Origin of the sequence: Vibrio sp. 16, from assembly GCF_963681195.1 — a bacterium.
GTDB lineage: Bacteria > Pseudomonadota > Gammaproteobacteria > Enterobacterales > Vibrionaceae > Vibrio > Vibrio sinaloensis_D.
The window spans coordinates 616373-641324 of sequence record NZ_OY808997.1; the positions used below are offsets into that span (position 1 = coordinate 616373).

General features: G+C 45.9%; 24 protein-coding genes, 1 riboswitch and 1 other annotated feature. Of the genes, 13 read left to right on the forward strand and 11 right to left on the reverse strand.

The window, feature by feature from the left end; translation table 11 throughout:
- Positions 1 to 156: 156 nt before the first annotated feature.
- Together hflD and mnmA are read right to left on the reverse strand one after the other, a co-directional pair.
- Complete coding sequence (gene hflD / locus U9J37_RS02790) at positions 157 to 777, reverse strand: high frequency lysogenization protein HflD (RefSeq protein WP_005470549.1); 621 nt, start codon at positions 775 to 777, stop codon at positions 157 to 159.
- A gap of 29 nt (positions 778 to 806) precedes the next feature.
- The gene (gene mnmA, locus U9J37_RS02795) at positions 807 to 1931 is read right to left on the reverse strand and encodes a tRNA 2-thiouridine(34) synthase MnmA (protein WP_005470427.1); all 1125 of its coding nucleotides are present in this window, start codon (positions 1929 to 1931) and stop codon (positions 807 to 809) included.
- Between the two features lie 195 nt (positions 1932 to 2126).
- On the opposite strand from mnmA, the gene U9J37_RS02800 reads away from it, so the two are divergent.
- Positions 2127 to 2396, forward strand: a complete 270-nt coding sequence (locus tag U9J37_RS02800) for a hypothetical protein (RefSeq protein WP_005470329.1) — start codon at positions 2127 to 2129, stop codon at positions 2394 to 2396.
- Positions 2397 to 2549: 153 nt separating this feature from the next.
- Positions 2550 to 3854: an inosine/guanosine kinase gene (locus tag U9J37_RS02805; protein ID WP_005470588.1), complete on the forward strand. Its 1305-nt coding sequence runs from the start codon at positions 2550 to 2552 to the stop codon at positions 3852 to 3854.
- A 79-nt stretch (positions 3855 to 3933) separates the two neighbouring features.
- Here U9J37_RS02805 and U9J37_RS02810 read toward each other — a convergent pair whose 3' ends face one another.
- Positions 3934 to 4347: an H-NS family histone-like protein gene (locus U9J37_RS02810; protein WP_005470435.1), complete on the reverse strand. Its 414-nt coding sequence runs from the start codon at positions 4345 to 4347 to the stop codon at positions 3934 to 3936.
- Between the two features lie 555 nt (positions 4348 to 4902).
- A riboswitch (Lysine riboswitch) is annotated at positions 4903 to 5084 on the forward strand.
- Positions 5085 to 5197: 113 nt separating this feature from the next.
- On the opposite strand from U9J37_RS02810, the gene tet(35) reads away from it, so the two are divergent.
- The 9 genes from tet(35) to hisIE all read left to right on the forward strand — a co-directional run bounded on the left by tet(35) (position 5198) and on the right by hisIE (position 14355).
- A complete protein-coding gene (tet(35), locus tag U9J37_RS02815; RefSeq protein ID WP_005470493.1) occupies positions 5198 to 6799 on the forward strand; it encodes a tetracycline efflux Na+/H+ antiporter family transporter Tet(35) in 1602 nt (533 codons plus the stop codon).
- Positions 6800 to 6975: 176 nt separating this feature from the next.
- Positions 6976 to 7112, forward strand: a sequence feature (His leader region).
- A gap of 55 nt (positions 7113 to 7167) precedes the next feature.
- Positions 7168 to 8064, forward strand: coding sequence for an ATP phosphoribosyltransferase (hisG, locus tag U9J37_RS02820; RefSeq protein WP_005470327.1), 897 nt, complete (start codon positions 7168 to 7170; stop codon positions 8062 to 8064).
- A 5-nt stretch (positions 8065 to 8069) separates the two neighbouring features.
- Positions 8070 to 9380, forward strand: coding sequence for a histidinol dehydrogenase (hisD, locus tag U9J37_RS02825; protein WP_005470350.1), 1311 nt, complete (start codon positions 8070 to 8072; stop codon positions 9378 to 9380).
- Between the two features lie 12 nt (positions 9381 to 9392).
- Positions 9393 to 10433, forward strand: a complete 1041-nt coding sequence (hisC, locus tag U9J37_RS02830; protein WP_005470489.1) for a histidinol-phosphate transaminase — start codon at positions 9393 to 9395, stop codon at positions 10431 to 10433.
- Between the two features lie 70 nt (positions 10434 to 10503).
- Positions 10504 to 11577, forward strand: coding sequence for a bifunctional histidinol-phosphatase/imidazoleglycerol-phosphate dehydratase HisB (gene hisB / locus U9J37_RS02835; protein WP_005470539.1), 1074 nt, complete (start codon positions 10504 to 10506; stop codon positions 11575 to 11577).
- 26 nt (positions 11578 to 11603) lie between these two features.
- A complete protein-coding gene (gene hisH / locus U9J37_RS02840) occupies positions 11604 to 12218 on the forward strand; it encodes an imidazole glycerol phosphate synthase subunit HisH (RefSeq protein ID WP_005470372.1) in 615 nt (204 codons plus the stop codon).
- Between the two features lie 12 nt (positions 12219 to 12230).
- On the forward strand, positions 12231 to 12968 hold the full coding sequence (gene hisA, locus U9J37_RS02845) for a 1-(5-phosphoribosyl)-5-[(5-phosphoribosylamino)methylideneamino]imidazole-4-carboxamide isomerase (RefSeq protein WP_005470302.1): 738 nt from the start codon (positions 12231 to 12233) through the stop codon (positions 12966 to 12968).
- Positions 12950 to 13723 (forward strand): imidazole glycerol phosphate synthase subunit HisF, encoded by a 774-nt coding sequence (hisF, locus tag U9J37_RS02850; RefSeq protein ID WP_004749837.1) that lies wholly within the window; start codon positions 12950 to 12952, stop codon positions 13721 to 13723. Before hisA ends, hisF begins: the two co-directional genes overlap by 19 nt.
- Positions 13720 to 14355, forward strand: coding sequence for a bifunctional phosphoribosyl-AMP cyclohydrolase/phosphoribosyl-ATP diphosphatase HisIE (gene hisIE, locus U9J37_RS02855; RefSeq protein WP_038214838.1), 636 nt, complete (start codon positions 13720 to 13722; stop codon positions 14353 to 14355). The genes hisF and hisIE overlap by 4 nt, the downstream gene beginning before the upstream one ends.
- 102 nt (positions 14356 to 14457) lie before the next feature.
- Here hisIE and U9J37_RS02860 read toward each other — a convergent pair whose 3' ends face one another.
- Entirely contained in the window at positions 14458 to 15666 is a 1209-nt protein-coding gene (locus tag U9J37_RS02860) for a putative manganese transporter (RefSeq protein ID WP_005470479.1), read from the reverse strand.
- Between the two features lie 183 nt (positions 15667 to 15849).
- Here U9J37_RS02860 and U9J37_RS02865 point away from each other — a divergent pair, with 183 nt between their 5' ends.
- Positions 15850 to 16755: a manganese-dependent inorganic pyrophosphatase gene (locus U9J37_RS02865; protein WP_005470330.1), complete on the forward strand. Its 906-nt coding sequence runs from the start codon at positions 15850 to 15852 to the stop codon at positions 16753 to 16755.
- A gap of 87 nt (positions 16756 to 16842) precedes the next feature.
- Positions 16843 to 17223: a DUF2750 domain-containing protein gene (locus tag U9J37_RS02870; protein WP_005470352.1), complete on the forward strand. Its 381-nt coding sequence runs from the start codon at positions 16843 to 16845 to the stop codon at positions 17221 to 17223.
- Between the two features lie 33 nt (positions 17224 to 17256).
- Here U9J37_RS02870 and U9J37_RS02875 read toward each other — a convergent pair whose 3' ends face one another.
- From U9J37_RS02875 to sapA, 7 genes are read right to left on the reverse strand one after another with little or no spacing between them, the layout of a single operon-like run.
- Positions 17257 to 18846 (reverse strand): hypothetical protein, encoded by a 1590-nt coding sequence (locus tag U9J37_RS02875; protein WP_232280798.1) that lies wholly within the window; start codon positions 18844 to 18846, stop codon positions 17257 to 17259.
- Complete coding sequence (locus U9J37_RS02880; protein WP_038189390.1) at positions 18833 to 19615, reverse strand: DUF2927 domain-containing protein; 783 nt, start codon at positions 19613 to 19615, stop codon at positions 18833 to 18835. Before U9J37_RS02880 ends, U9J37_RS02875 begins: the two co-directional genes overlap by 14 nt.
- 7 nt (positions 19616 to 19622) lie before the next feature.
- On the reverse strand, positions 19623 to 20408 hold the full coding sequence (locus U9J37_RS02885) for a peptide ABC transporter ATP-binding protein (protein WP_005470433.1): 786 nt from the start codon (positions 20406 to 20408) through the stop codon (positions 19623 to 19625).
- Positions 20405 to 21418, reverse strand: coding sequence for a peptide ABC transporter ATP-binding protein (locus U9J37_RS02890; RefSeq protein ID WP_005470366.1), 1014 nt, complete (start codon positions 21416 to 21418; stop codon positions 20405 to 20407). Before U9J37_RS02890 ends, U9J37_RS02885 begins: the two co-directional genes overlap by 4 nt.
- Entirely contained in the window at positions 21418 to 22305 is an 888-nt protein-coding gene (gene sapC / locus U9J37_RS02895) for a putrescine export ABC transporter permease SapC (protein WP_043886631.1), read from the reverse strand. The genes U9J37_RS02890 and sapC overlap by 1 nt, the downstream gene beginning before the upstream one ends.
- Complete coding sequence (locus tag U9J37_RS02900; protein ID WP_038138643.1) at positions 22292 to 23254, reverse strand: ABC transporter permease; 963 nt, start codon at positions 23252 to 23254, stop codon at positions 22292 to 22294. Before U9J37_RS02900 ends, sapC begins: the two co-directional genes overlap by 14 nt.
- The gene (sapA, locus tag U9J37_RS02905) at positions 23254 to 24867 is read right to left on the reverse strand and encodes an ABC transporter substrate-binding protein SapA (protein ID WP_005470481.1); all 1614 of its coding nucleotides are present in this window, start codon (positions 24865 to 24867) and stop codon (positions 23254 to 23256) included. Before sapA ends, U9J37_RS02900 begins: the two co-directional genes overlap by 1 nt.
- Positions 24868 to 24952: the final 85 nt, after the last annotated feature.

Sequence of the window (24952 nt, forward strand, 5' to 3'; positions counted from 1 at the left end):
TGTTCTCCTGAATTGAGTTTCTAAATTTCGTGAGCTTTATACCAATATCGAAAGCGTTTGTCACTAGTGTTGCGCAAACGTTTGCTTTGGTTGTCTTTGATACATGGTTTTTTGGTATAAACAAAGAGCTCGCGACAAGTCGCGAGCTCATAGTGATTATTGCATTCTTGCTAACAGGATTTGAGCTTGTTCAACCATCTTCTTACGCCCAAAAATCAGGTGGCGGCGTTTGCCTCCAACTTGACGCCAAAGGACAGAGCAGCGAATACCGGAAAGAAGCAGCGCTCTTACTTTGTGTTGGTTGGTCGTCTGTTGTAGTACAGATGGGGTGCCCGTTACTTGAATTCGGGGGCCAATAGGGCTCACTACATCAAGATAGACACTCGCGAGATTACTGAGCATTTGCTCATCGAGTAGCTCGAAATGGTCAAGTTGGCGCTCTAGCATTTGGATGCGATCACCTAGCTGTGCCATTGCATCATTACGGCCGCTTAGTTTGCGTTCCAAGGCCATCAAGCTAATGATGTAACGGGTGATTTCGCTGCCAGTTGGCGTACTATCAATGCCCTTAACTAAACATTCTAAACCCAGTTTAAGATCTGACTCGCGGCCAAATACACTCACCGTATTGCTCGGGTTCGTGTTCATGATCGCTTTGAGAGACGTTTCAAACGCGTCGTTGTCGCAGTGACCGTTTTTCGCTACTTGTTGGACCAAAGCAACGGCTTGGCAAATTCCTGCGAATGCGATGGTGCGGTCATATAATGCGTTAGCCACGTAGTCATACTCCTAAATGTAAGCGTAAATTAAATGCGTTTTTCGATAATTCCACCACCAAGACACACTTCGCCTTGGTAGAATACCGCAGATTGACCAGGGGTGACGGCGATCTGAGGCTCATCAAAAATAACTTTAATGTTTTCATCATCAATTGGGATGATTGTACAAGGTATATCTGTTTGACGGTAACGTGTTTTTACTGTGCACTTCAAAACATCAGTAATTGGTGTGCGATCTACCCAGTGGAGTTGGGAAGCGATCAAGCCTTCTGATTTTAGAAGAGGGTGATCTTTACCCTGAACGGCAATCAATACGTTGCGTTTTAGGTCTTTGTCGCCAACAAACCAAGGCTCTTCATTACCACCGCCGCCTTTTTGACCACCGATGTGAAGCCCTTTACGTTGACCCAAAGTATGGTACATCAACCCTTGGTGTTTACCGATAACTTTGCCTTCAGGCGTTTCGATGTTGCCTGGCTGCGCGGGTAGGTATTTGCCAAGGAACTCAGTAAACTTACGTTCACCGATGAAGCAGATACCTGTTGAGTCTTTTTTCTTCGCGGTGATGAGATCTTGCTCTTCCGCGATGCGTCGAACTTCAGGCTTTTCAAGCTCACCAACAGGGAACAGACTACGGGCAACTTGGTCACTGCTTAGTGTATATAGGAAGTAACTTTGGTCTTTATTACTGTCTAGACCACGCAGCATCTCAGGTTTTGCTCCCGCATCAAGCTCTTCCTGAGTTGGGAAAGTGCGGCGAACATAATGCCCCATGGCGATATAATCCGCGTCGAGTACCTCATCTGCAAACTCTAGGAAGGCTTTAAACTTGATTTCTTTGTTACAAAGAATGTCTGGGTTTGGCGTACGCCCAGCTTTGTATTCCGCAAGGAAATATTCGAATACATTATCCCAGTACTCAGCCGCAAAGTTGATGGTGTGAAGGTGAATGCCTAACTTGTCACACACTGCTTGAGCGTCAGCTAGATCTTCAGCTGCCGTGCAATACTCCTCATTGTCATCTTCTTCCCAGTTCTTCATGAACAGGCCTTCTACTTGGTAACCTTGCTGTTGTAGCAGGTACGCAGAAACAGATGAATCAACGCCGCCGGACATACCGACGATGACTTTCTTTTGGCTGTTGTCAGACATTACTTAACACCACTTAAATTAACTGGACGCAGATTCTAACAGAAAGCCGTTCGAGGTGACAGATCCGAGATCGGACTCACACTTCGAAAACAGAGCGAATTTTGTTCTGTTAATCACTATATCCTGCGCTTTTTTAACAATAGAGTGTCTATATATGGCATAGTTGCCGAAAATCAAGCCTAACGGGTTAAACAAATGAGTGAAGAAAACCAAGTTTTAGAAGAATCCCATTTGATTGAAGTGGTCGAGAATCAATTGGAAGATGGCAACCCTATTAAAGTCAAAGAGACCCTCATGCGGTTGATGATGACAGGAACCCCGCGTGATGAAGCCGTAGCAATGATGGCCTGTGCCATGTCGATTGAAATATTCGATGTAATGAAAAACGACGGGGAATTTAATCTTAAACGCTACTCTGAAAACCTAGATCGCTTACCTGATTTGAGCTTCATGGAAGGGGAATAGCTTCCTCTTATTTAAAACGTCCTGAATCGTTCGTAAATTAATTATGCCTGCAAACGTTTGCTATACTTGCGATTGTTGCCGCGCCCAATTGTGCGCGGTAGAATCCGGCATCCTTTCATCCCTTACTCGAATCCTTTACCACAGAATATAGCTATGAAATTTCCTGGCCAACGTAAATCGAAACACTACTTTCCCGTACACGCACGCGATCCTTTGGTGAGCCAAGCACAAGAAAGCAAGAAAATGTCTCGCACCCACATTATCGGTATTGATCAAACCTTGGTTGATATTGAAGCAAAGGTGAGTTCAGAGCTAATCGAAAAATATAACTTGAGTAAGGGACACTCACTAGTTATCGACGATGTCACGGCAGAAGCTTTATATGTTGAGTTGAAACAAAACGAGCTTATCACCAATGAATATGCAGGCGGCACCATTGGTAATACGCTACACAACTATTCTGTTCTTGCTGATGATCGTTCAACGTTACTAGGGGTGATGAGCCAAGATATTAAAATTGGCAGCTATGGCTATCGTTATCTGTGTAATACATCCAGCCGAATGGATTTGAATTACCTGCAAGGGGTTGAGGGCGCGATTGGACGTTGCTTCGCACTCATTACCGAAGATGGTGAGCGTACTTTTGCGATCAGTGAAGGCCAGATGAACCAACTTCACCCTGATAGCATTCCTGAAAAAATCTTTAAAAACGCCTCTGCGCTGGTATTAACGGCCTATTTGGTACGTTGTAAAGAGGGCGACCCGATGCCAGAAGCGACAATGCGCGCGATTGAGTACGCTAAAAAGCATGACGTGCCGGTAGTGCTTACATTAGGTACCAAATTTGTCATTCAAGATGATCCTCAATTTTGGCAAGCATTCTTGCGTGACCACGTTTCTGTTGTGGCCATGAATGAAGATGAAGCTGAAGCTCTGACGGGCGAGTCCGACCCATTGGCCGCGTCTGATAAAGCGCTTGATTGGGTGGACTTGGTGCTATGTACCGCTGGTCCTGTTGGCTTGTTTATGGCTGGCTACACTGAAGAAGCGGCTAAGCGAGAGACTTCTCTACCTTTATTGCCAGGTAGTATCGCAGAATTTAACCGTTTTGAATTTAGTCGACCAGCAGTAAAAGATAACTGCGAAAACCCAATTAAAGTGTATTCGCATATTTCACCTTATATGGGCGGGCCTGAGAAGATTAAAAATACAAATGGTGCAGGGGATGCAGCGTTATCTGCCTTACTGCACGACATGGCGGCAAACAAGTATCACAAAGAAAACGTGCCTAACTCAAGCAAACATGCCCATGCTTATTTGACTTACTCGTCGTTTTCTCAGGTATGTAAGTATTCAAACCGTGCTAGTTATGAAGTTCTGGTACAACACTCACCACGTTTGTCTAAAGGCTTGCCTGAAAGAGAAGACAGCTTGGAAGAAGCGTATTGGGAACGATAGAAAAGAAAACCTCAAAATTATGAGGTTTTTGACTTATAAAAAAAGCGCCATGAAGGCGCTTTTTTTGTTGTTACTTATTTTAGATTAGGAAATCGTCTAGTGATTTACCTGCATCTAATTGTTCTTGAATTGCTGAAGGTGTACGACCTTGGCCAGTCCAAGTTTTTTCTTCGCCATTCGCATCTGTGTATTTGTACTTCGCAGGGCGAGGCGCACGCTTTGATTTCGCTTTAGTTTTTGCTTTTGAGTCACCAGCAAGCGCAGAAATCAATGCTTCTACATCGATGCCATCTTTTGCGATTTGCTCTGCAATAGCCGACAGTTTAGCTTCTTGCTCAGCTGCTGCCGCACGTTCTGCTTCTTCTGCTTCTCGGCGTTCTTCTACAACTGTCGTCAATTTTTCTAGTGCTTCTTCCAATTGCTCCAGTGTTAATTCACGAGAGAAAGCACGCAAGCTGCGAATGTTTAATAGTGTTTTTGTTAGTTCCGACATATTTAAATCTCACTTTTATAAGGAGTGCCTAATATGAAAGATAATAATCCTGAAAAATGGATATTACAATATATAGAATGTAAATTTAGTTAAATCCTGACAAATATAATTCATCGCAGAAGATTTGTATTTTTTTACGCAAGTTTTCGTGACCTAGTTTAGTTTTTACTGGCTGGTTTAGACCATATTGATAAATAATCAACTCATGATTAAGTATTTGGTTTCATATATTGAAAACTGTTTCTAATTTAAGAATAAACAAATCGTCAAAAAATAGTCGGCGACAAACATTTGAATTTTTAGGTGCCACATTATTAGTGTCTATTTTAGATGCTTACCAAGATAGTCATTCCTTAGTTGTATGAGATGGTATGCAAAGAATGTCTATGCACAAAAGTTGGAAGGTTAATCTTTCCGGTATAAAAATATTTTTAACAATAAATCTGGCACGATGTATTGAAAAGAAGTGTGACTTAAGTACAATAAGCGGAACCTAATGCATTATGCTGGTTAAATTATTGTTAAAATGACTTTTCGATAGTTTAAAGTTTCAGCATGTGCGGTAGAGGCGCGGAATAAATAAGTAATGCTTGTTGGGGTGATGCCAATGAACAAGTAGGAAAGGTTATTTCGCCGAAGTGGGCTATCAAATCAAAGATGCTTGCTGGGGTTACACTCGAAAGGGGTAACACTGCCATAGTCTATAATTTGTAAAACTATGGAGCGCTACTGTAGGGCTGGGTAAGCATTCGCTTGCCTGTCGCTTATTTTTAGTTAATTGCTTGGAAATGAGTTCCATCAATTAGTCTGCAGTAGATCTCTAACCATTTATTACTGGTTTTTGAAGATCATGAATTTAATTGATTTTGCATCATCTCCTTTATCTCTTTTGCCTCCTTTAGTGGCGTTGAGTCTTGCTATTGTTACGCGTCGCGTACTTGTTTCTCTAGGTGTCGGTATTGTTCTTGGTGCTGTCTTGCTTAATGACTACTCATTGGGTAATGCGCTTGGATATGTTGGCTCTACTGTATCTAGTGTGTTCATCGAAGACGGTGGGATTAACACTTGGAACATGAGTATTGTCGGCTTCCTATTGTTGCTCGGTATGATGACTGCGCTGTTAACACTGTCGGGTGGTACTCGCGCTTTTGCTGAGTGGGCGCAGACACGCGTGAAAAGCAAACGTGGTTCTAAGCTTTTGGCTGCGTTTCTTGGCGTGTTCATCTTCGTCGATGACTACTTTAATAGTTTAGCGGTAGGGGCAATCTCTCGACCTGTTACTGACCGTTTCTACGTGTCTCGTGCTAAGCTTGCTTATATCCTCGATTCTACAGCGGCACCTATGTGTGTGATCATGCCTGCGTCTAGCTGGGGTGCTTACATCATGACAATCATCGGTGGCATTCTCGTCTCCCACGGCATCACAGAATACTCGGCATTAGGCGCTTACTTGCGTTTGGTTCCAATGAACTTCTACGCAATCTTTGCGCTATTGATGGTATTCGCTGTGGCTTGGTTTGGCTTAGATATTGGCAAGATGCGTGACCACGAGATCGCTGCGTCTCAGGGCCGAGGTTTTGACAAAGACCAAGAGAATGATACCGAGGAAGCTCATGAGCTGAACGAAGAGCTAGATATCCGCGAAAGCGAAGGCGGCAAAGTGTCTGATCTTGTTTTGCCGATTGTTTTCCTAATCATTGCGACGGTTGCGTCAATGCTTTACACCGGTGGTCAAGCGTTGGCTTCAGACGGTATTGAGTTCAATCTATTGGGCGCGTTTGAGAATACTGATGTTGGTACCTCTTTAATTTACGGTGGTTTGGTTGGCCTAGCGGTTGCTCTATTCACGGTATTCAAACAAGGTATCGCCGCATCGGAAATTGGCCGTACGCTTTGGATCGGTGCCAAATCAATGTTTGGCGCAATTCTTATCCTAGTCTTCGCATGGACAATTGGTTCTGTCATTGGCGACATGAACACAGGTAAATATCTGTCAACGCTTGCGCAAGGCAATATTAACCCACACTGGTTACCTGTAATCTTGTTCCTATTGTCTGGCTTGATGGCGTTCTCAACGGGCACATCATGGGGGACGTTTGGTATCATGTTACCAATCGCGGGTGATATGGCTGGCGCAACCGATCTTGCGTTAATGCTTCCGATGCTAAGTGCTGTTTTAGCTGGTTCGGTATTTGGTGATCACTGTTCACCAATCTCAGATACGACCATTCTGTCTTCGACAGGCGCACGTTGTAATCACATTGATCACGTTGCTACACAGCTACCTTACGCATTGTCTGTTGCAGCCGTATCCTGCATTGGTTTCATCACATTGGGTATGACGGCGTCGGTCGGTATTTCGTTTGCCGTCTCGTCTGTGGCGTTTGTAGCGGTTTGTGTATTGCTATCTGTCCTGTCCAAATCGAAAATGGCCAGTTGTCAAAATGCTTAACTGAGCAATAGTGCATCATGTTTAAAAGGGAGCTTCGGCTCCTTTTTTAATTGTCATATACAAATGGAAAAAAGTTTAAATAAATGGTTGAAAAATGTTTACACCTTAGTTAGTGTGGATATCAACAAAGCGAACACGAAGAGCTATATAAGTATGCGTCCAACAGTAATGAACATTCATCACCATCATCACCCAGTCTAGTCTTTCGGGAGATGCGCGCATACCCGGGAGGCAGGAAACTCCCGGAGGCTAAAATCGTAAATTACAAGATTTAGAACCCTCGGGAGACCAACTCTTCCGAGGGTTTTTTAGTATTCGATTAACGTAAAATTTCATAAATTTCAAATATTTGCACAGGGATTACAGCAATGCAAACACAACGCCTAAGAATCGCAATTCAGAAAAAAGGTCGCCTCAGCAAAGAGAGCCAAGCTCTACTTAAAAAATGTGGCGTGAAGTTCAATGTTATGGGTGAGCGACTAGTTGTTCATTCAGAAAATATGCCAATTGACTTGCTGTTAGTCCGTGACGACGATATTCCAGGTCTGATTATGGATGGTGTGGTTGACCTAGGCTTCATTGGCGAAAACGAACTGGAAGAAGTTCGTCTCGATCGTAAAGCGTTGGGTGAGGCGTCTGAATTTGTTCAACTTCGTCGACTTGATTTCGGTGGTTGCCGTTTGTCTATCGCAATCGATAAAGACGAAGAATACAACGGCCCTCAAGACCTTGCTGGAAAACGTATTGCCACAACTTACCCGCAGCTATTAAAAGCTTACATGGATGAAGCGGGCGTTCCATTCTCAACATGTATGCTGACAGGTTCCGTAGAAGTTGCCCCTCGTGCGGGTCTTGCTGATGCCATTGCTGACTTAGTTTCTACTGGTGCAACGTTGGAAGCGAATGGCCTTAAAGAAGCTGAGATCATCTTCAAATCAAAAGCGACACTGATTCAACGTACGGGTGAGTTCGACGCAGACAAAGTCGCGCTAATCGAAAAGCTCCTGACTCGTATGCAAGGCGTACAGCAAGCGAAAGAGTCTAAGTACATCATGCTACACGCACCTGCTGAGAAGTTAGACCAAATCAAAGCGCTGCTTCCAGGCGCGGAAGATCCAACGGTATTACCTCTGTCTGCTGACAAGCAAAAAGTTGCGGTTCATTTAGTAAGTACTGAAAATCTGTTCTGGGAAACCATGGAACAACTGAAAGAATTGGGTGCGAGCTCAATTCTAGTACTACCAATTGACAAAATGATGGAGTAACGGCAATGAGAACTGTTGTATGGCAATCACTCAGTGAAACGCAACAAGATGCGATTTTGGAACGCCCAGCGATTAGCGAGGGGGCAAATATTACCGCGTCAGTTGCCGAAGTTATTGCGAAGGTTCGCGAAGAAGGTGACGCTGCGCTGTTTGAGCTGACTGAAAAGTTTGACCGTGTGACTCCAGATTCGTTAAGGGTCTCTGAGCAAGAAGTGACAGCGGCTTGTGGTCGTTTGTCTGACAATATGAAAAAGGCGTTGGATCAAGCGTACTCAAACATTGCTAAGTTTCACAAAGCGCAGAAGCCACAGCCAATCAAGGTAGAAACTCAATCGGGTGTACTTTGTGAACAGGTCACGCGCCCAATACAAAAAGTGGGTTTGTATATTCCTGGTGGCAGTGCGCCATTGCCATCAACGGTTTTGATGCTTGGTGTTCCGGCAAAAATTGCAGGTTGTCGTAAAGTAGTCTTGTGCTCACCACCACCAATTGCCGATGAAATTTTATATGTTGCAAGACTGTGCGGCATTGATGAAGTGTACAATGTCGGCGGTGGACAGGCGGTTGCTGCGATGGCTTACGGTACAGAGACCGTATCGAAAGTCGACAAAATCTTTGGTCCGGGCAACGCTTACGTGACGGAAGCAAAACGTCAGGTAAGTAACGATTTCCGTGGCGCAGCCATTGATATGCCTGCAGGTCCATCAGAAGTGCTAGTGATTGCCGATGAAACCGCAGATGCAGAGTTCATTGCGGCGGACCTTCTAAGCCAAGCTGAGCACGGCCCTGACTCTCAAGTGGTTCTTGTGACTCCTTCTCCTGTGATTGCCGATCAAGTGACGGACGCGGTTCAACGCCAGCTTAAGGAACTGTCTCGAGCTGATATTGCTGAAAAGGCGTTGGCATCGAGTTTAATCATTATCTCTGAATCTCTCACTCAAGCAGTTTCCATCTCGAATTACTACGGTCCTGAGCACTTAATTGTTCAGACTAAGAACCCTCGCGAGCTTCTGCCTCTATTAGATAACGCAGGTTCTATCTTCCTGGGTGATTGGTCGCCTGAATCAGCAGGTGATTACGCATCGGGTACCAACCACGTTCTTCCTACTTACGGTTACACACGTACTTATTCAAGTTTGGGTTTAGCGGATTTCTCTAAGCGTATGACGGTTCAAGAACTGTCTGCTGATGGTCTAAAGAACCTCGCGCCAACAGTGGTCACCATGGCGGAAGCGGAAGGCTTGGATGCACACAAACGTGCAGTAACTATTCGTACTGAAAAATTAACCCGCGTAGAAAAATTGGCAGCGAAGTAAGAGGGTAATGAGATGGAAAAGCTAGCGCGTAAACAAGTCCAAAAACTTACCCCTTATTTATCGGCTCGCCGAATCGGTGGTACCGGTGACGTCTGGCTAAATGCCAACGAATCACCATTCAACAATGAATATACAACAGACTTTGCCCGTCTTAATCGTTACAGCGAATGTCAGCCAAAAGAGTTGATTTCCGCTTACGCAGCGTATGCGGGTGTGAAACCAGAACAAACGCTGACTTCTCGCGGTGCAGATGAAGGCATTGAACTACTGATTCGTGCTTTCTGTGAGCCGAGTGAAGATGCGATTCTTTACTGTCCACCAACTTACGGTATGTATGCCATCAGCGCTGAAACCATTGGTGTCGAGCGAAAAACCGTGCCGCTAACGTCAGATTGGCAACTAGACCTTGCAGGTATCGAAGCTAATCTGGATAACGTGAAACTGGTTTTCGTATGTTCGCCAAACAACCCAACGGGTAACTTAGTTAAGCGTGAAGATATTGTGTCTCTGCTTGAGATGACAAAAGACCGTGCAATTGTGGTGATGGATGAAGCGTACATCGATTTTTGTCCGGAAGCGTCAACGGTAGACCTACTGGCGCAATACCCGAATCTTGCGATTCTGCGTACTCTGTCGAAAGCTTTCGCGCTTGCTGGCCTGCGTTGTGGATTTACGCTTGCGAACGAAGAGCTGATTAATGTACTTCTTAAAGTTATCGCACCGTACCCAGTCCCGGTTCCGGTGGCAGAAATAGCGACTCAGGCGCTTTCGGAAGCTGGCTTAGCGCGAGCGAAATTCCAAGTTCTTGATCTGAACGCAAACCGTGCTTACTTGCAAGTTGGTCTTTCAATGATTCCGGGTCTGGAGGTTTTTGAAGGATGGGGTAACTACCTATTGGTAAAATTCCCAGATGGCGATGATCTTTTCAAAGCTGCTTGGAAGACGGGCATTATTTTGCGTAACTCGCCAATTGAGAACTGCGTACGTATCAGCGTTGGTAACCGCGACGAGTGTGAAAAAACGCTTGGATTTATTAGAAACTACTACTCATAAGTAGAGAAAAAATTAATCGCTCTTGCTCAATAGCGGGAGCGCCAAAAAGAATAGCAATAAGGAAGTTCGAGTGAGCAAACAACAAAAAATCCTTTTTATCGACCGTGACGGCACCTTAATTGTCGAGCCGCCAGTTGATTTTCAAGTAGACCGTTTAGACAAACTAAAGCTAGAGCCATTTGTTATCCCAAGCCTGTTGTCGTTGCAGGATTCCGGATACCGCCTAGTGATGGTAACGAACCAAGATGGTCTAGGTACCGACAGCTACCCACAAGCAGACTTTGATGCTCCACACAACATGATGATGGAGATCTTTGAATCTCAAGGTGTGAAGTTTGATGACGTGCTGATTTGTCCGCACTTCGATGAAGATAACTGTTCTTGCCGTAAGCCTAAATTGGGCTTGGTAAAAGAGTACCTTCAAGGTGGCAAAGTTGATTTTCAAAACTCCGTTGTGATTGGCGACCGTCAAACTGATCTTCAGCTTGCAGAAAATATGGCAATTCGTGGCATTCAATACAATCCAGAAACTATGGGTTGGAAACAGATCTTGAAAGATCTAACGGTGAAGGCACGCGTTGCTGAAGTGATTCGTACTACAAAAGAAACAGACATCAAAGTTGCGGTGAACCTTGATGAACAAGGCGGCAATGACATCTCTACAGGTCTTGGTTTCTTCGACCACATGCTGGATCAAATCGCGACGCACGGCGGATTCCAGATGGTGTGCAAAGTAGAAGGTGACCTGCACATTGATGATCACCACACGGTAGAAGATACCGCTCTTGCTTTGGGTCAAGCATTGAAAGAAGCACTGGGCGACAAACGTGGTATTGGTCGCTTTGGCTTTAGCCTGCCAATGGATGAGTGTTTGGCACAATGTGCACTAGACCTATCAGGTCGTCCTTACCTTAAGTTCGACGCGCAGTTTAGCCGTGAGCAAGTGGGTGATCTTTCAACAGAGATGGTGGTTCACTTCTTCCGCTCTCTGACTGACACCCTGGCGTGTACGCTGCACCTTTCTTCTGCGGGCAACAATGATCACCACATCATTGAGAGCCTATTTAAAGCGTTTGGTCGCACTCTGCGCCAAGCTATCAAAGTAGAAGGCACTGAGCTACCGAGTAGTAAAGGCGTACTTTAAGGCTAACGTTAGCAAGGAGAAAAACAGTGACAGAACAGAAAGTTGTCATTATCGATACTGGCTGTGCCAACGTCTCTTCGGTGAAGTTTGCTATTGAACGCCTAGGTTATGACGTAACGATTTCAAAAGATCCACAAGTTGTATTGGCGGCTGACAAGCTATTCCTACCGGGCGTGGGAACCGCCAGTGAAGCGATGAAAAACCTAGAAGAGCGTGACCTAATCAGCTTGGTAAAACAGGTAGAGAAGCCGCTACTAGGTATCTGTTTGGGCATGCAACTGTTGGGCAAAGTGTCTCAAGAAAAAGGGCAGAAAGCCGACGAGTTAGTCGAGTGTCTTGGACTTTGTGATGGCGAAGTGAAGCTACTACAAACTGGAGATTTGCCGCTGCCACATATGGGCTGGAACACGGTGTCTGCAAAAGCAGGTAACCCACTGTTCAAAGGTATTGAAGAAGGTGAGTACTTCTACTTCGTGCACAGCTTTGCAATGCCTGTTGGGGTTTACACGATTGCTGAGTGTGAATACGGCAACCCGTTCACAGCAGCAGTACAAAGCGGTAACTACTACGGCGTGCAATTCCACCCTGAGCGTTCTTCAAAAGCGGGCGCGAAGCTTATTCAAAACTTCTTAGAATTATAAAAGGGATTTAGTGTGATTATTCCAGCTCTTGATTTAATTGAAGGACAGGTGGTTCGCCTTTACCAAGGTGATTACGGCCAAGTAACCGAGTACAAAGTCGACCCAGCAGAGCAGTTCAACTTGTACCATCAAGCTGGTGCTAACTGGCTACACTTAGTGGATTTAACTGGCGCGAAAGACACGACAGCACGTCAACTTGATTTGATTGCAAAGCTACTAGCAAGCACGCCAGCGAACATCCAAATCGGTGGCGGAGTGCGTACAGAGCAAGACGTGATTGATCTGCTAGAAGCGGGCGCTCAGCGTGTTGTCGTTGGCTCAACAGCAGTAAAACAGCCAGAGCTTGTGAAAGGTTGGATGGAAAAATACGGCGCAGAGAAAATCGTTCTCGCGCTAGACATCAACATCGATCAAGACGGCACGCGTAAAGTGGCGATCTCCGGTTGGCAAGAAGATTCAGGCGTGACCATCGAAGCTCTAATCAACGATTACCTGACGGTAGGCCTACAACACGTGCTTTGCACGGACATTTCTCGTGACGGTACGTTAGCAGGCTCAAACGTTGAGCTTTATGTCGACCTATGTAAACAGTACCCACAAGTGCAGTTCCAATCTTCAGGTGGCATTGGCTCATTAGCGGATATCGAAGCGCTAAAAGGCAGCGGTGTGGCTGGCGTGATTGTCGGTCGTGCACTATTAGATGGTAAGTTCACAGCAGAGGAGGCATTTGCATGCTGGCAAAGCGAATAATTCCATGTCTTGATGTTCGTGATGGACAAGTGGTGAAGGGCGTTCAGTTCCGTAACCACGAAATCATAGGCGACATCGTTCCTCTGGCGCAGCGTTATGCAGAAGAGGGCGCAGACGAGCTTGTGTTCTACGATATTACCGCTTCAAGTGATGGTCGTGTCGTCGATAAAAGTTGGGTCGCACGCGTTGCTGAAGTGATTGATATTCCTTTCTGTGTGGCTGGTGGTATTAAATCAGCGGAGGATGCAGCGCGCATTCTTGAGTTTGGTGCAGACAAGGTGTCTATCAACTCACCTGCATTGGCGAACCCGCAATTGATTACTGACCTTGCTGATAAGTTTGGTGTGCAATGTATCGTCGTTGGTATTGATTCATACTACGACAAAGAGACAGGTAAGTATCAGGTTTACCAGTTTACTGGTGATGAAGAACGTACCAAAGCAACCCAATGGGAAACTCGTGATTGGGTGCAAGAAGTACAAAAACGTGGCGCTGGTGAAATTGTACTGAACATGATGAACCAAGATGGTGTGCGAAACGGCTACGACATCGAACAACTGAATATGGTGCGCGAAGTGTGTAATGTACCGCTGATTGCATCAGGTGGCGCGGGTGCCATGGAGCACTTTGCGGAAGCCTACCAAAAAGCCAATGTGGATGGTGCGCTTGCCGCGTCGGTATTCCACAAACAAGTCATCAATATTGGTGAACTAAAGCAGTATTTGAAACAACAAGGCATTGAGGTACGACTATGAGTGTGAAAGCCGCCGAAGTAAGTTCGCTAGCTGAGCGAATCAACTGGGAAAAGGTGGATGGTCTGGTACCTGCCATCGTACAAGATTTCCAATCAAGCCAAGTGCTGATGATGGGTTACATGAACCAAGATGCGTTGGCAAAAACGGGCGAAACAGGTCAAGTGACGTTTTTCTCTCGTACCAAAGAGCGCCTTTGGACCAAAGGGGAAACTTCAGGCAACGTATTGCAATTGGTGAACATTCAGCTTGATTGCGACAACGATACGCTATTGGTGAAGGTGAATCCCATTGGTCCAACTTGCCACACTGGAACGACGACTTGTTGGGATGGAGATCCGCAAGAGGAGTCACAAATGGTGTGGCTTCATCAACTTGAGCAGCTACTGGCTGCCCGCAAGAGTGCCGACCCAGATTCCTCTTATACTGCCAGTCTTTATGCCCGTGGCACCAAGCGTATTTCGCAAAAAGTGGGCGAAGAAGGCGTTGAAGTCGCGCTTGCGGCGACGTCGGGCGATAAGGCGGAGTTAGTGTGTGAATCGGCAGATTTGATTTACCACTTAATGGTATTGCTTCAAGACCAAGGCTTATCGATGAATGACGTAGTGAATAAACTAAAAGAGCGTCATAAATAACCACGTTTAAAACAACTACTCATAGAGTACGAATGCTTCATTAGATATGTAAACGCCCTCAGTTGAGGGCGTTTGATTTTAGTGTTTGGCAATAAACTTGCGTTATATTTCGAATAAGAAATAGTAGCCGTAGCCAACGATAAAAGCAGGTATCGCGGAATAAATTGTCGCGACAAGCGCTGCTTTAGGGGCAAGAGCTATAGCTGGGAATAAGGCGTCACCATCATTTGAAATGGCGTTGGCAAGTTGTGCCGAGAGAGGGGCAGCGCCTGCAATATAAAGACTGGTGACCAATATTTGAGGGCCACAGCCAGGTAACAGGCCAATAGCAACGCCCACTAGAGGCATCCACATTCCCCATCCTGAGAAGCTCGCTGCCAAGTCGATGTGCCCAAAGAAAGCAATCAGTTCAAAAGCCATAAAGGCGAGGATTACCCATGCTGTGACGAAGTTTGTGTCTTGCGCGGCTTTTTGTAACGGGTGAGAAGAAACTTGCTTAGTATCCTCAGAAACAGTCGATTCGTAGTCCTTGATCTCTTTGGTCAGCGACCAAAGCAGCATGCTCGCGATGATTAAAACTGCGCCAATCCATTCAATTGTCATGGCTGGAAGTGATAGTAGTTCGTTTACATCCACTTGGAATGACCCAAGCGCAGCGATGATAGTCGCAGGAACGATCAACCATTTCCAAAATGCGCCTTGGAGATTAATCGCCTTTCTCTCTAGCTTGTTTTGTTCACTGGCGTTTTGACATGAAAATCGCTCACTAATAGATTGCAACTCTGGGCGTAAAAAGTCATCGTTGTGGATAGCGTTGACGGCCCAACCAGATACACATCCGACGATAACACCAAGACCAACGACGGCAAATCCCACGTCAGGTTTGCTTGCCAGCAACAAGAAGGCCGCGTCGCCCATTGTGGAAGTTAACACCGCTACAATTGCGCCAAATCCGACTCGACCACTTACAAACTGGGTGGTCACAATGATCGCACCGCCACACCCAGGTAAGGCTCCGAGTAACGCAGCAAACATAACCTGGTATCGTCGAGAGCTTTGATACAGAGTCACTACCTTGCTTTCTTTACTCATTAAAAGCGACAAGTAATGGTAAAGGGTGAGAGTAAAGGCGACATACGCGGAAACGGCCCAAAACGCGTCAGAAAGTGTGTTGACGGTCAGTTCGCTTGTTGTCCCATTTGCGACAAGGGCAATCAACGCAACCGGCAAGAATAAGCGTTTGTAAGCGGGCTTAAACTGTGAAAACGAAAGCCAGGCAGGGGCAATTTGAGAGAGTCTAAGTGAGTCCATAGTGACATTAATGCAAATGATAATGATTCTCAATATAGTTAAGTGAGAATTATTTGCAACAAAAAGTTGAAAGAAACAGTTTTCTTTTTGCTAACCCATGACAAATCTCAAAATTCAGGTAAAGTAACGCCTTCGTGAGTAATTTGCCCTGAACGGGCCTATTTTAGTCGTATAGGAAATAAGATGATTCTAGTTGTAGGTCACAAGAACCCTGATAGTGATAGTATCTGTAGTGCGCTTGTAGCAACTGAGCTACTGAAAGCGCGTGGTGTTGAAGCAATGCCAATTCGCCAAGGCGAAATCAACCGTGAAACGCAACACATTCTAGAAGTTGCGGGCGCTGAAGTTCCTGAACTTCGCACGTCTGTAGCGGGTGAGAAAATTTGGTTGGTAGACTACTCAGATCTTGCACAAGCTCCGGATGATGTGGCTGAAGCTGAAATCCTAGGCATTGTTGACCACCACCGTTTAGGTGACGTAATGACAGTCAACCCAATGGAAGCTTGGATTTGGCCTGTTGGCTGTACAAACACTGTACTATTCAACATGTTCAAAATTGAAGGTCACGAGATTACGCCTCAGATCGCTAAACTAATGATGTCTGCAATCCTTTCAGACACAGTAGGTTTTGCATCTCCGACTTGTACTCAAAAAGACAAAGATGCCGTTGAAGAACTCGCTAAAATCGCTGACGTGTGTGATGTTGATGCCTTCATCAAAGATCTTCTAATCGCAAAAACAAACATCGAAGGTCTATCAGCTGCTGAACTAGTAGAAAAAGACCTGAAAGGCTACCCATTCAACGACCGCGATGTTGTTGTAGGCCAAGTTGAACTTGCAACTCTTGAGCAAGTAGATGGCATGATTGATGCACTTGAAGCAGACCTAGAGCGCCGCTGCGCTGAAGAAGGTTTAGCGTTCGCTGCTGTTATGCTAACAGACATCACTACGGCACAAACTCGTCTACTATACAAAGGTGAGTGGGCTGAGAAGCTAGTGAAGCATGAAAAAGATGGCATGCTTATGATGGAAAACACACTAAGCCGTAAGAAACAAGGTTGGCCTTGGCTACAAGGTGAGCTTGCATAAGCTGGCTATTGTTTGAATTACTCAAACGCCCACGGTTTTATACTGTGGGCGTTTGTTTTTTTAGCTAATCAATTCGTGGAGAGGCTGATGTCTGAATCACTTTCACAAGATCAAATCGCAACAGTTAATAAAATGCGCGCGGAAGAGCGTTTCAACTACTGCATTAAAGAAATCGCTAAGCATCGCAAAGTGTGGATCCTTACTGATGAACATGGCTGTGTGATGCTTAACACGGAAGATGAAGACTGTGTACCTGTATGGCCACATGAAGAATTTGCAAATCAGTGGGCAACAGGTGAATGGGAGCATTGCAAAGCGGAGTCTATCTCTACAGCAAAATGGTTCAGTCGCTGGACTTACGGTCTAGAAGACGATGAGCTTGCTGTTGCTGTTTTTCCAAACAACGAGGAAGAAGGTGTCGTTCTTTATCCTGACGAGTTTGAATTCGAACTCAAAAAGCGCGGTTAATCTTCCCTTAGACCAAGTAACAGTCAACTTGGTCTAACTCTTTTCTCTTCTCATATAAACAGTCCAGTTGCTCTCGGGCGTGGTATAGGTGTTATCGCGTTCGTAATGTTCAAAAGCGTCCGCGAATTCCGGGTATTGACTAAAGTGTTTGATAAAATCAAAGCCTTTAGGGTAGCGCAGCAGCTGTTCTGACTCTTCGACCAAAATGACTTTAGGCTGATTGCGTAGGATATCTTCCGTCACAATTTGGCTTACCAATTGTAAACGTTGTTGGCTATCTTCACTTTTTGGGTGCTTTAGCGATTCAGGTAATGGCCAAAGAACGGGGAAGCGACCTGCCCACTTTTGTTCAAGATGGATCGCAATCGGGTGTCCGACAAATAATCGAGCGCTAAATGCGTACAACTGTTCTCCTGGCTGCGTAACTTCGCTGACCGCGTTGTAAACCACGTGATAGGGGTTATGCTCAATGACTTTTTCAGGTGCGTAGCTGTGCTTGGCTAGGAGTTGTGTTGCCGCCGTTTCATAGTCCACTCTATCGATATCAATAAAATGAAATTGTCTTAAGAACACTAGGATGGCGCTAAAAAATAGAAACTGAACTAGGTGCTTTATCGAAAATCTTTGACTTAACTCGCCAGCCGCATAGAGCCAACTGCTGATAGAGACAATACCAAGTAGAGCAAATACCAGAACTAAGTGATAACTGAATCCAGCTCGGCCAAGCACGTAGGCAACAAATGCGGCAGCCAATGTGACATAGAGACAATCAATGGTTTCGGGCGATTGAGTTGCGTGTCGTAAGTAACGATAGGGCAAATAGGAGACTACGGCCAAAAGAGCCACACGAGTGAGCAGACTATAAATCGGCTCAAAATAGGCAATGTAAGTTTGTTTAGCGAGGGGGGCGACGTTATCGAAATAACTCGGGTGGGCAAAGTAGACGTAAGTTATGTACGTAGCGCCCAGCAAGCCTAGGTATAGGTTTTGCCATCGAAACAACAAGGATAATCGACGTGCCGTCCATAGGTAGTAGATATCGAGTAACACAAAAATAGTCACATACTGAGGTTTCAAGCAGACACTAAGACCTGCGAGCGTCAATGTTAGCCATTGGATGGCAACAGAGCACGATTGATTCTGTATGCGGCACAAAATCATGCACAAGTATGCGATCATTGCTGCAGCGATGATGTGCTCTCGTTGCAAGAATGCTGCTGGTAGGACAAAAACAAGGCTTAATCCTATCGCTGCAAGCCAGATGTAAGGCTGACGAATGGGTAGCTTAACCACGTAATAGTGGCAGAGTGCGGCTATCCCGAGTAAGTAACCAATCATCGATATCCGCAGTGAAGAGACAACGCTCCAATCGCCTAAATAATAAGGCACTAAGAAAAGCCGATAGATATATACGATCAACGGCGGATTGATTTCAAAATATTGGGTATACAGGTCACCGGGTTGACCATAGAGTGCCATCTGCGTCAGAAAGGCGACATCTGCATTTAAGAAATAATGCGTCTGGCTGATAAGTGAATGCAGCGCCCCAACAAGAATTACGCTCCAAGCAAGGATTGACCATAGCTTGTAATTCGGTTGCGACTGATGATTAGTTTCCAACAAGCTGATAAAGCTCCCCTGAATTAGCTGTAGCGACGGCTTTGCCCAAGACGCCCTGTTTTTGATAGCGGCGCAGTATTTTTCTGACGATAGGTCTGGCTTGCTTCGCTCTCATCCCGACGGTTAACTCTGGCTCGTACAGCAATTGAAGTAAGACAACATCTAACGGCGACAGTAAGTCTTCGGGTGTCTCGTCATTGAAGATTGATGGGAATGCACTCTCTGCATCATTTGGAAGCCCCATGACTTGGGTTACCTCCTCAACAATACAGGCTAGCAGTTTGCCGTGGTTGCGAGCTTGATCGACGGGAATGATAATTGCCGCTGACGTGATAGCGCCAGAGCGAGAGTCTAGGCGATAACCTGCTTTGCATATCGCGCCATGCATATTGTTTAATGCAGATTTGCCAAGCTCTTTTTCAACTTCTTTTCGCCACTGAGACTCGCGAGTGAATATCCAGATAACATTCGCTTGGCTACGAGCGTTGACTCTAGTTATTGGAACGCCAGTCAACTGAGAAAGGTGCGTTAAGTGTGCGTTGGTAAGCAGGTCATGAAGTTCTTGATCGCCAACTTGATGGTTAACCCAAATCTTGATTGGTTGGTTCCATTTTACCAGTTGCCAATTGCCAGAGTTGTACTCGCGCTTTAGCGCCACATCGACAAAAGCGCGTTCCACAAATTCAGGATCAAGCCAAGTGCGATTTTGAGGATAATTCGCGTACACGCTGCACGCGAACACGCCACAGATCAAGAGAGCTATCCTTAGCATAATCGTGTTACTTAAAGCAGGTCGATTTATTGAAGTGGCTTTCTACAAGTCGCTGGGTGACGATGTGTTCAGGGCAAGAGAGTACCTGCTGAGTATCGCCACTTTCCACCACTTCACCCTCATGCATGACCATTATTTTATCCGTGATATGTTTCATGATTCCAATGTGCTGCGAAACGTAAACGAAGGAGACACCCATCTCTTCTTGTAGCTCAAGGAACAGGTTAATGATCTGCGAACGCATCGCCATATCCAATCCGTTTAGCGCCTCGTCGGCAACAATAATGGAAGGTTGCAGAATGAGCGCCCGCGCCAAACAGACCCTCTGTTTTTGGCCCGTTGCCAACATTTGTGGGTAAAAATAGGCGTGCTCAGGGAGTAAGCCGACGCGAAGCAAGGTGTCCTTAACGCGTTTCATACGTGCTTCGGGAGGCATGCTGGTGTTTCGTTTTAGAGGGCCTTCCAGAATTCTCCCAATTTGAATTCTCGGGTTGAGCGACGTGTTCGGGTCTTGGAAGATCATTCGAATCAACTTACAGCGCGTTTCGTAATCTTTGTGCGACAGAAGCTCACCATTGACTCGGATCTCGCCTTGAGTGGGCTCCACTACACCTGCAAGCATTCTTGCTAACGTCGACTTTCCAGAACCGTTTTGGCCAATAAAACCAATGGTTTGTCCTGCCTCTAAGTCAAAACTGACAGGCTTAACCGCTTGGTGAACTTTTTTACGAAACAATCCAGAGCGCGTAGTAAACACTTTGGAAAGATCAGTGACTTCTAATAGAGCACTCATGCTTTTTTCTTCTCCCTCTCTTTTGGAGAGTGATTGAGTGGGAAGTGACAAGCAAATTTATGATTTTTGATTCGTCTCGTCATAGGGATTTCGACACATTGTCGCTGTGCATACGGGCAGCGGGGACCCAAACGACACCCAATGGGTAAATGCTGCAGTGGAGGTATGGAGCCCGGCAACGACTGTAGCTTCTCTTTGTGAGGAATCCAGTCGTTAAAGTCAGGCATCGCTTTCAGGAGTGCAACAGTATAGGGGTGCTTGGGTTTTTCGAGAATCTTCTTCGTGTCAGCAGATTCAACGGATTGGCCGCAGTACATTACGGTGATGCGATTTGCCCACTGAGTGATGGTTGTCAGGTCATGACCGATTAGCATGATCGACGTATTGTGAACCTGATTCATTCGACTCAGCAGGCGCAGAATTTGCGATTGAGTAATCGGGTCTAAATCGTTTGTTGGTTCGTCCGCGATCAGTAGTTTAGGTTTCGCTGCGATGGCCATCGCAATCATCACCTTTTGACACTCACCGTCGGTCAGTTCATAGGGGTAGCTACTCATCAACTGACGGTGGTTTTTAATACCGACTTTATGCAGTAGGGCAATAGCTTGTTTTTTACGCCACTTAAAACGCTCCCACCATTTCCCTTCGAATGATTTCGATGGAATGGCCTCGATAAGCTGCTTTCCAACTTCCTCAGACGGATCTAAACAAGTGGAAGGCTCTTGGAAAATCATGGCAATATCGCGCGCAATGACGCGTCGGCGCTCTCGCGGGGTGAGTTGCAATAAGTCAATGTTGCCAAGTCGCATACGGTCGGCCGTCACTTTCCAGTTGTCTTTACAGACGCCAACAATGGCTTTCGCGACTAAGCTTTTTCCTGAGCCCGATTCGCCTACAAGACCGCGAATTTCGCCTTCATTTAAGGTCAGGCTCATGCGATCGACCGCTTTCATCATCCCTTGCGGGGTTTCGATTTCTATCGTCAGATGTCGAATATCAAGTAAAGGCATTATTCGATTCCTGCATTAAGGGCTTGGCGAACACCTTCACCTACAAGGTTGATGGCAATCACTGTAAACATAATCGCAAGTCCGGGTAAGGTCACGGTCCAAGGCGCAAGGTAAATCAACTCAACAGAGTCTCCAAGTATTGCGCCCCATTCGGTACTTGGTGCCTGCGCACCAAGGCCTAAGAAGCCTAGCGCGGTAATATCTAAGATAGCAATTGATAGCGCGAGGGTGACCTCTGATGCAATGACCACCAATATATTTGGCAGTATTGAGTTCCACAGCAAGTAGAAGTCGTTGGCGCCATCAAGTCTCGCCGCCATGATGTAGTCTTTTTCTACTTCTGTATGAACCGCGATATAGACGGAGCGAACAAAACGTGGAATGAGTGCCAAGCAGATGGCGAGCAGAATATTGAACTCACCGAACCCCAAAAAGGCGACAAAGATGATCGCCAGCAAGAGTGAAGGGATCGACATCACCGTATCCAACAGGTGGTTCAAAATGCTCGAAACCAGACCTTTTGTCATCCCGGCAAGAATACCGATCAAACAGCCGACAGTACCCGCAATCAAGGTGATAATCACCGCCGCTCCGAAGGTGAGCTGCGAACCGCCAATCAGGCGCGAGAGAATATCTCTACCGAGATCGTCAGTCCCTAAAAAGTACTCGACGGTGCCCGCTGGGTTCCAAGAGGGTGGAATGAGTAGTTCGCCCAATTGCGCTTGCGGATCGTGCGGGGTGATCCAAGGTGCAATTATGGTAATGATGACAATCAATCCCAAGCACCACAGACCAAACATCGCAAGATTGTTGGATCGATAGCTTCTCCAGAACCGCTCAAATTGAGTCGGGACCTGCTCTTCCTGATAAATGTTATCGGTTAGCATACCATTCCTTCCTCACTAACGGGTTGATCATCGCGCCGATCAAGTCAGACAAGATATTTGCGGTCAAGACTAGCGTGGCCACGACAATTACGCCGGCTTGAATGGCGACGTAATCTTGATTTGAGAGCGCATCGAGCAGCCAGCGTCCGATGCCTGGCCAGTTGAAAATAGACTCGGTAATGATTGCCAAGGTCAACATACTTGATAGCTGCACGCCAATCTTGGGAATAATGGGTGGAATGGCATTTCTCATCACATGCTGAGTGACGATTTCTCGCGTCGATAAACCTTTGATTCGGGCTGCGCGAATGTAGTTTTGCCCCATCACTTCTGCTACTGAAGTACGCATTAAGCCGATGACCTGAGTGGTCGGCGCGAGCGCAAGCACTAGGCAAGGTAGAATCAGATGCTCTATGACACTCTGTAATGCGTGGGCACGGTATGGACCTTCGGCAAAGAACGCGTCGATGATGGCGAAGCCCGTCACGTGATCAATTTGATACAGCAAGTCATAACGGCCAGCGACAGGAAACAACTCAAAATGGAGTGAAAACGCCATAATCATCAGCAGTGCGACCCAAAAAAGAGGCGCAGAGTACCCAGACATCGAGGTGAATGAGATAAGCGTATCAACCCATTTCCCTTGTTTCATGCCCGCGATAGTGCCAATAGGGATGCCAATTAGCAGCGAAATAACAAACGCGATAAAGCACAATTCAAGGGTCGCAGGAAACACGACCGCGAGCTCATCAGCGATCGGAACGCCATAATGATTGACGCCGAAATTTAGCTGCATTAACTCACCTAGGTAGGTTAACCAACCCGGCCAAAAATCTTGCAGTGCCCAAACTGAATCTGGAGCTAAACGTAAAATGCTAAAACCAACCATGGTCAGAATTAACATTGTAATAATGAAAAGGTTAAGTCGCCTTACGGTGTAAAGAAACATTATCTGACCCTCTCTACATTATCGAAAGGCTGCGCGTTAAACGGGCTCACTTTAAATCCTTGCAATGAATGATGCTGCGCCTGCAGTTGCATTCCGTGGTTGAGTGGAATGACAGGGACTTCTTCATTCAAAATATTTTGGGCTTGTTTATATAGGTTTAAGCGGTATCGCTTCTTATCGACTTCTAGTGCGAGGTCGAGCAAAAAGTCGAAATCTGGATTACACCAGCTCGAGACATTGAGCCCGACACGTTTTGAGTCACATGAGAGCAATGGTCGGAAAAAACTGTCTGGGTCACCCGTATTAGCTATCCAACCTGTTAAATAGAGATCCACGCTCGCATCGAGTTCAGTACGATTAAATCTGTCATCGGTCATAAGGTTTAGCTTTATACCCACATCCGCTAGGTTAGCTTGAATAAGTTCGGCTGTTTTGCGTGGACTTGGGTTGTAAGCTCTTGGCTCTAAAGGTACCGACATGGTTAGCTCTAAGCCTTTGCTGTATCCTGCTTCGCGAAGCAATGCGATTGCGTAATTGCGGTCATAGCGAAGCTGGGTTGTGTCTTTTTGATACGCCCACGATGAAGGTGGAAGCACAGAATAGGCTTGGCTGCCTGTACCGTAATAAACGGAATCGAGGATGTTTTGCCTGTTAATCGCGTAACTGAGTGCTTTACGGACTCTTGAATCATTCAGCGCCGGATGAAGGGTATTGATGGCCACAAATGAAATGTTCATCGCAGGTTTGGCCGTCAGCTTAATATCATCTCGTTGCTCAATAACAGGCAGTTGGCTTGATAACGGCGCGTTGAGAATATCGCACTCTTCCCTAAGCATCTTGGCTAATGTGCCGGTTCCGCGATTTGAGATATCAAATACGACTTGCTTCATTTTGGCTTTGCCTTGCCAATAGTCGTTGTGTCTTTTTAGCCGAATCAAGTCATTAATTTGGTACTCGGACAGGTAAAACGGACCGGTACCAATCGGGTGAGAGTCCATCATCCCTTTCTCGTCACGCAGCTCTAACTGGCTGCCATACTCTTTTGAGTGAATCACCGCGTGGCTGGTTGCGATGTTGGACAAAAAAGAGTTATCCGGTCTACTCAGAGTGAAACGAACTTGATTGCGAGACAAGGCAACAACATCAACCAATAAGTTTTGGAAATCGATGCCATTAAACCAAGGGTATAACCCACCACCTACGTAATGAAAGGGGTGACTAGAATCGATAATGCGACGAAAGCTGAAGACCACATCATCTGCGGTTAATGGACGAGATGGTGTAAACCATGCTGCGGACTGGAACGCAATGTTGTCTTGAAGTGTAAACGTATACTCCGTCCCAGATTTATTTACTGTCCAACTCTTAGCGATGTTTGGAACGGGCTCGAACGTTTCAGGATCAAGGGTAAGCAAGGTGTCGAAAAGTTGTGGACTGAGAGTCTCAGGCGTTATGCCACTGTCGATCAATTGCGGGTTAAATGTCTCCGGCCCGCCTTGACCACAATAGACAAACCCTTGTTGTCGAATTTTATTGTGGTCGATGGCTTCGCCACAGCCAGATAACAGGCTGAAGCTAAATATACCAAGTGTAAGTTGTAAGAATGCTTTCATAGAAAGATTAACTGCTGAAGACAAGCACAAAGGGATCTCCAATTGTGCCTTATTCTGCCACCCGTTTACCATCAATAATTACGTT